5 protein-coding genes are annotated in these 6,411 nt (G+C 53.4%); 1 reads left to right on the top strand and 4 read right to left on the bottom strand.

Annotated features, from left to right (window positions below; all coding sequences use genetic code 11):
* Positions 1 to 39: 39 nt before the first annotated feature.
* The 4 genes from hemG to pepQ are packed head-to-tail and all read right to left on the bottom strand — an operon-like array spanning position 40 to position 4,032.
* Positions 40 to 585 (bottom strand): menaquinone-dependent protoporphyrinogen IX dehydrogenase, encoded by a 546-nt coding sequence (gene hemG, locus D9742_RS20035; RefSeq protein WP_130238009.1) that lies wholly within the window; start codon positions 583 to 585, stop codon positions 40 to 42.
* Positions 586 to 596: 11 nt separating this feature from the next.
* Positions 597 to 2,048, bottom strand: coding sequence for a Trk system potassium transporter TrkH (gene trkH, locus D9742_RS20030; RefSeq protein ID WP_000545677.1), 1,452 nt, complete (start codon positions 2,046 to 2,048; stop codon positions 597 to 599).
* 38 nt (positions 2,049 to 2,086) lie between these two features.
* Positions 2,087 to 2,701, bottom strand: coding sequence for an IMPACT family protein (locus D9742_RS20025; RefSeq protein ID WP_130238008.1), 615 nt, complete (start codon positions 2,699 to 2,701; stop codon positions 2,087 to 2,089).
* On the bottom strand, positions 2,701 to 4,032 hold the full coding sequence (gene pepQ / locus D9742_RS20020) for a Xaa-Pro dipeptidase (protein WP_000444583.1): 1,332 nt from the start codon (positions 4,030 to 4,032) through the stop codon (positions 2,701 to 2,703). The genes D9742_RS20025 and pepQ overlap by 1 nt, the downstream gene beginning before the upstream one ends.
* A 189-nt stretch (positions 4,033 to 4,221) precedes the next feature.
* On the opposite strand from pepQ, the gene fadB reads away from it, so the two are divergent.
* Positions 4,222 to 6,411 (top strand): fatty acid oxidation complex subunit alpha FadB, encoded by a 2,190-nt coding sequence (gene fadB, locus D9742_RS20015; protein ID WP_001612082.1) that lies wholly within the window; start codon positions 4,222 to 4,224, stop codon positions 6,409 to 6,411.

The following is a 6,411-nucleotide window of genomic DNA, read 5'->3' as shown; positions in this document are numbered from 1 at the left end:
AAAATAATTTTCCGAATGCGCGTTTTTTATTCTTTATGCTTATTTCGACATCGACTTGTTGGTTAAATGAGCGATTTCTCGGGCAAAATTCGCGACCTGCTCCCAATCGGTATAGACAACCTCTTTGCGCGTATCTGTTTCTCCACCTGACATCTTCATAATCAGCTTGATCATAAAACGGTCGTACCAACGATAGCGTGGATAACGCAGCGCCCCAGCAATAACGGCACAGCGATCGGGACGCCATTGTGAGTTCATCAGAAACTTCCGCGCGTAGCTGTTGGTCTGCACAGTCCGCTTCTCCGGCTTGCGTGCCACCAGGTTGACGGAGTAAAAGGCGCTCGGCATTGAGTTCAGGCGGGTGGCATGCTTTTTGACAAATGCCTGGAACGCAGAGTGGTAATGACCGTAGCGAATAGAAGCGCCAATCACCACACGGTCGTAGTTTTCCCATTGTGGTTCTTCGGTGCGATGCACATTGACGACATCTGCCTGGATCCCCAGCTCTTTCAGTTCCGAGGCCAGGTACGAGGCAATCTCGCGTGTTTGTCCGTCCCTTGTTGAGAAAAGAATTAATGTTTTCACGTATTACTCCATCATTCACGCCAGAAAGTCGGGGTAAAGAGCACCAGCAAAGTAAAGACTTCCAGACGACCAAACAGCATGTTGGCAATCAGGATCCATTTAGCCACCGGGTTCATGCTGGTAAAGTTATCAGCTACCACGCCAAGCCCTGGCCCCAGGTTATTCAGTGTCGCAACAACCGACGCAAAGGCAGAAAAGTCATCCACGCCCGTGGCGATAATTGCCAGCATACTGACAATAAACACCAATGCATAGGCGGAGAAAAATCCCCAAACGGCTTCGAGGATACGTTCCGGCAGTGCGCGATTCCCCAGCTTAATGCTATAGACGGCGTTCGGGTGCACCAGTCGTTTTAGTTCACGGTTCCCCTGCTTGAACAGCAGCAGGATGCGGATCACTTTCAGGCCACCGCCCGTTGACCCGGCACAACCGCCGATAAAAGCTGAACATAAAAGCAGTACCGGCAAAAAGAGCGGCCAGCGGGCAATGCTGTCAGTCGTAAACCCGGCGGTTGTCGCCATCGACACCACCTGGAAAAACGCCTGGTTAATTGTCATCAGCGCCGAACTGTAGACATTGTGAAACCACAGTACGAGTGTACAAATAACCACCAGCGTAAACTGTACGCCGATAAACATGCGAAATTCCGGATCGCGCCAATAAACCTTCAGACTACGCCCACTTAACAGTGAAAAGTGCAGACCGTAGTTACAGCCGGAGATCAGCAGGAAGATAGCAATGATAGTGTTAATAGTCGGGCTGTCGAAATAACCGATACTGGCATCATGTGTCGAGAAGCCGCCAATAGCGATAGTCGCAAAGCTATGGCCGATGGCATCAAAGGCATCCATTCCGGCAAACCACAACGCCAGCGCACAGGCGACGGTCAGCAAGACATAAATCAACCACAGGGTTTTCGCCGTTTCCGCAATTCGCGGGCGCATTTTGTTATCTTTCAGCGGGCCGGGCATTTCTGCGCGATAGAGCTGCATCCCACCCACGCCGAGGATAGGCAGTATCGCAACCGCTAACACGATGATCCCCATCCCGCCAAACCATTGCAGCATCTGGCGATAAAAGAGGATGGCATGAGGGAGCGAATCCAGCCCCACCAGCGTAGTGGCCCCGGTGGTGGTCAGGCCAGAGAAAGATTCAAAAAACGCATCGGTAATCGTGAGGTTCGGGCTTTCCGAGAAGATAAAAGGGAGCGCACCGACACTACCCAGCACGGTCCAGAACAGCACCACTATCAGAAACCCTTCACGGGATTTCAGTTCGCCCTTCTCTTTACGGTTCGGCCACCACAGCATAGAGCCAATGGCGAGGGCGACAAAAAAGGTCTGGGTAAAAGCGCGGCCCGCTCCATCCCGGTAGATGAGTGCTACCAGCCCAGGGATAATCATGGTCCCTGAAAATAAGATGACCAGTAGTCCAACGATTCGGGTAATGGCGCGAAAATGCATCTCTGCCGCTTCCTTAGTTCTGCAAAATGAAGTGGGGATTATTCTTCAATCGCGAACAATTGCAATGAACCACGGCTAAAATCCGCCAGCTTTGCGGAAAATTCAGCCACTTTCGCCGCTGGAAACGCCACCCGCAGCAGAACGAATGCCTGATAATCACTGTTGATAATTTTGCCGTCACACTGCCCCAGCAACGCTTCAATGCCGGTTAACTGACTATATTCACATTGCAAAGTATATTCGGTTAATGGCGTCTTGCGTTGGGTCGTTAGCTGCCGCAGCGCCTGATTCACGCCGCCGCCATACGCTTTCACTAACCCACCGGTGCCAAGCAATATGCCGCCGTAGTAGCGCACCACCACAGCGGTAATTTCCCCAACGCCGCTGCCCATTAGCTGGGCGAGCATCGGTTTACCTGCCGTTCCCGCCGGCTCCCCGTCGTCAGAGAAACCCAGCTGTTGAGAATCATCCGGCGCACCCGCCACCCACGCCACGCAATGGTGGCGGGCATCGGGGTGTTCTGCCCGCACCGATTCAACAAACGCTTTCGCCGCCTCAACGCCATCGGTATGCGCCAACATCGTTATGAAGCGGCTTTTTTTGATCTCTTCAACGACCGTGACCGGTGCCGCAGGAATTAACCAGCTTTCCATCACGCCAGTTTCAGATCCCGGGTCATGTTTTCCACGTTATTTTCGTGGATCACCACGTTGTCTTCGATACGAATGCCGCCGAACGGTTTCAGTGCTTCAATTTTCTGCCAGTTGAAGTGCTTGCTGAACTGCCCTTCACGCCACGGTGCCAGTAGCGATTCAATGAAGTAGATACCCGGTTCGATGGTTAACACCATGCCCGGCTGGAGAATACGGGTGCAGCGCAGGTACGGATATTTTGCCGGTGCCGCGAGGTGCGTACCGCTATCATCCTGCATAAAACCGGCGACGTCATGCACCTGCAGGCCCAGCGGATGGCCGATACCGTGCGGCATAAACGGTCCGGTGAGATCGTTTTCGACCATCGCTTCTTCACTCATATCGGTGATGATTTGATGTTTACGCAGCAATTTGGCGATGCGCTGATGGAACTGGATGTGGTAATCCACATAGCTAACGCCAGCTTTCATGGTCGCGATCAGCGCCAGTTGTTCATCATTTACGTCTTTCACCAGCTGTGCGTAATCGTTGTCACTTTTTGCCGACCAGGTACGGGTCAGGTCAGCGGCATAGCCGTTATATTCGGCCCCGGCATCCAGCAGGAAGCTGCGCATCTCTTCCGGCGCCTGATGATCCAGTTTGGTGTAATGCAGCACCGCAGCGTGTTCGTTAAGCGCCACAATGTTGCTGTAAGGTACGTCGGTATCACGATGACCGGTCGCGGTCAGATAGGCAATGTTGATATCGAACTCGCTCATGCCAGAACGGAACGCTTCTTCTGCCGCACGATGACCGTTGACCGCCATTTTCTGCGCTTCACGCATACAGGCCAGTTCGTACTCGGTTTTGAAGGAGCGATAGTAATGCAGGTAGTCGATAACCCCTTTCGGGTTGATGTTGCTGGCCTCAATACCCAGTTGCAGCGCACGCTCCGGCACCGGACCGATATAACCGATATTGCCGCGCGCAGCAGGCAGCAGGCTACCAATGCCATCGGCTTTCGGCAGCGCGATCACTTCCACATCTTCAGTCCAGAAGGAGGTCGGCAGCGGTTCGACGTTGTGCCAGTAATCAACCGGCAGATAAAACCACAGTTTCGGCTTGTTCACGCCATCCACCAGCAACCAGCAGTTTGGCACCTGAGTTACCGGCACCCACGCTTTGAATTGCGGGTTCACTTTAAACGGATAGGGATGATCGTCGAGAAAAACGTTGAACAGTTCGCCGGAGTGAATAAGTAACGCATCCAGCTTGAAGCGCGTCAGCGCATCGCGAGTTCGTTCCTGCAATGTAGCTATATGATTTTTATAGAGCGAGGCCAGTGATTCCATTTTTTACCCTTCTGTTTTTTTGACCTTTAGTCTCCGCATCTTAGCACATCGTTCATCCAGAGCGTGATTTCTGCCGAGCGTGATCAGATCGGCATTTCTTTAATCTTTTATTTGCATATTTTTAACACAAAATACACACTTCGATGCATCTGGTACGACCAGATCACCTTGCGGATTCAGGAGACTGACATGCTTTACAAAGGCGACACCCTGTACCTTGACTGGCTGGAAGATGGCATTGCCGAACTGGTATTTGATGCCCCAGGTTCAGTTAATAAACTCGACACTGCGACCGTCGCCAGCCTCGGCGAGGCCATCGGCGTGCTGGAACAGCAATCAGATCTAAAAGGGCTGCTGCTGCGTTCGAACAAAGCAGCCTTTATCGTCGGTGCTGATATCACCGAATTTTTGTCCCTGTTCCTCGTTCCTGAAGAACAGTTAAGTCAGTGGCTGCACTTTGCCAATAGCGTGTTTAATCGCCTGGAAGATCTGCCGGTGCCGACCATTGCTGCCGTCAATGGCTATGCGCTGGGCGGTGGCTGCGAATGCGTGCTGGCGACCGATTACCGTCTGGCGACGCCGGATCTGCGCATCGGTCTGCCGGAAACCAAACTGGGCATCATGCCGGGCTTTGGCGGTTCTGTACGTATGCCACGTATGCTGGGCGCTGACAGTGCGCTGGAAATCATTGCCGCCGGTAAAGATGTCGGCGCGGACCAGGCGCTGAAAATCGGTCTGGTAGATGGCGTAGTCAAAGCAGAAAAACTGATTGAAGGGGCGATGGCGATTTTACGCCAGGCCATTAACGGCGACCTCGACTGGAAAGCGAAACGTCAGCCGAAGCTGGAACCGCTAAAACTGAGCAAGATTGAAGCTACCATGAGCTTCACCATCGCTAAAGGGATGGTCGCACAAACGGCGGGGAAACATTATCCGGCCCCCATCACCGCAGTAAAAACCATTGAAGCTGCGGCCCGTTTTGGTCGTGAAGAAGCTCTAAACCTGGAAAACAAAAGTTTTGTCCCGCTGGCGCATACCAACGAAGCTCGCGCACTGGTCGGCATATTCCTTAACGATCAATATGTAAAAGGCAAAGCGAAGAAACTCACCAAAGACGTTGAAACCCCGAAACAGGCCGCTGTGCTGGGCGCAGGCATTATGGGCGGCGGCATCGCTTACCAGTCTGCGTGGAAAGGCGTGCCGGTTGTCATGAAAGATATCAACGACAAGTCGTTAACCCTCGGCATGACCGAAGCCGCGAAACTACTGAACAAGCAGCTTGAGCGCGGCAAGATCGATGGTCTGAAACTGGCTGGCGTGATCTCTACAATCCACCCAACGCTCGACTACGCCGGGTTTGACCGCGTGGATGTTGTGGTAGAAGCGGTTGTCGAAAACCCGAAAGTGAAAAAAGCCGTACTGGCAGAAACCGAGCAGAAAGTACGCCCGGATACCGTGCTGGCGTCTAACACTTCAACCATTCCTATCAGCGAACTGGCCAACGCGCTGGAACGTCCGGAAAACTTCTGCGGGATGCACTTCTTTAACCCGGTCCACCGAATGCCGTTGGTGGAAATTATTCGCGGCGAGAAAAGCTCCGACGAAACTATTGCGAAAGTCGTCGCCTGGGCGAGCAAGATGGGTAAAACGCCGATTGTGGTTAACGATTGCCCCGGCTTCTTCGTCAACCGCGTGCTGTTCCCGTATTTCGCCGGTTTCAGCCAGTTGCTGCGCGACGGCGCGGATTTCCGCAAGATCGACAAAGTGATGGAAAAACAGTTTGGCTGGCCGATGGGTCCGGCATATCTGCTGGATGTGGTGGGCATTGACACCGCGCATCACGCTCAGGCAGTCATGGCAGCGGGCTTCCCGCAGCGGATGCAGAAAGATTATCGCGATGCCATCGACGCGCTGTTTGATGCCAACCGCTTTGGTCAGAAGAACGGCCTCGGTTTCTGGCGTTATAAAGAAGACAGCAAAGGTAAGCCGAAGAAAGAAGAAGACGCCGCTGTTGACGACCTGCTGGCAGAAGTCAGCCAGCCGAAGCGCGATTTCAGCGAAGAAGAGATTATCGCCCGCATGATGATCCCGATGGTCAACGAAGTGGTGCGCTGTCTGGAGGAAGGCATTATCGCCACTCCGGCAGAAGCGGATATGGCGCTGGTCTACGGCCTGGGCTTCCCTCCGTTCCACGGCGGCGCGTTCCGCTGGCTGGACACCCTCGGCAGCGCAAAATACCTCGATATGGCACAGCAATATCAGCACCTCGGCCCGCTGTATGAAGTGCCGGAAGGTCTGCGTAATAAAGCACGTCATAACGAACCGTACTATCCCCCGGTTGAGCCAGCCCGTCCGGTTGGCGACCTGAAAACGGCTTAA

Origin of the sequence: Escherichia sp. E1V33 (assembly GCF_004211955.1) — a bacterium.
Lineage (GTDB): Bacteria > Pseudomonadota > Gammaproteobacteria > Enterobacterales > Enterobacteriaceae > Escherichia.
The sequence above is the reverse complement of the archived record's forward strand: the minus strand, read 5'-3'. Positions and strand labels throughout refer to the sequence as shown.

Bases quoted from the DNA above. Each gene is read 5' to 3' on its own strand.
- D9742_RS20025 (WP_130238008.1), bottom strand. From the start codon at position 2,701: ATGGAAAGCTGGTTAATTCCTGCGGCACCGGTCACGGTCGTTGAAGAG.
- trkH (WP_000545677.1), bottom strand. From the start codon at position 2,048: ATGCATTTTCGCGCCATTACCCGAATCGTTGGACTACTGGTCATCTTA.
- fadB (WP_001612082.1), top strand. From the start codon at position 4,222: ATGCTTTACAAAGGCGACACCCTGTACCTTGACTGGCTGGAAGATGGC.
- pepQ (WP_000444583.1), bottom strand. From the start codon at position 4,032: ATGGAATCACTGGCCTCGCTCTATAAAAATCATATAGCTACATTGCAG.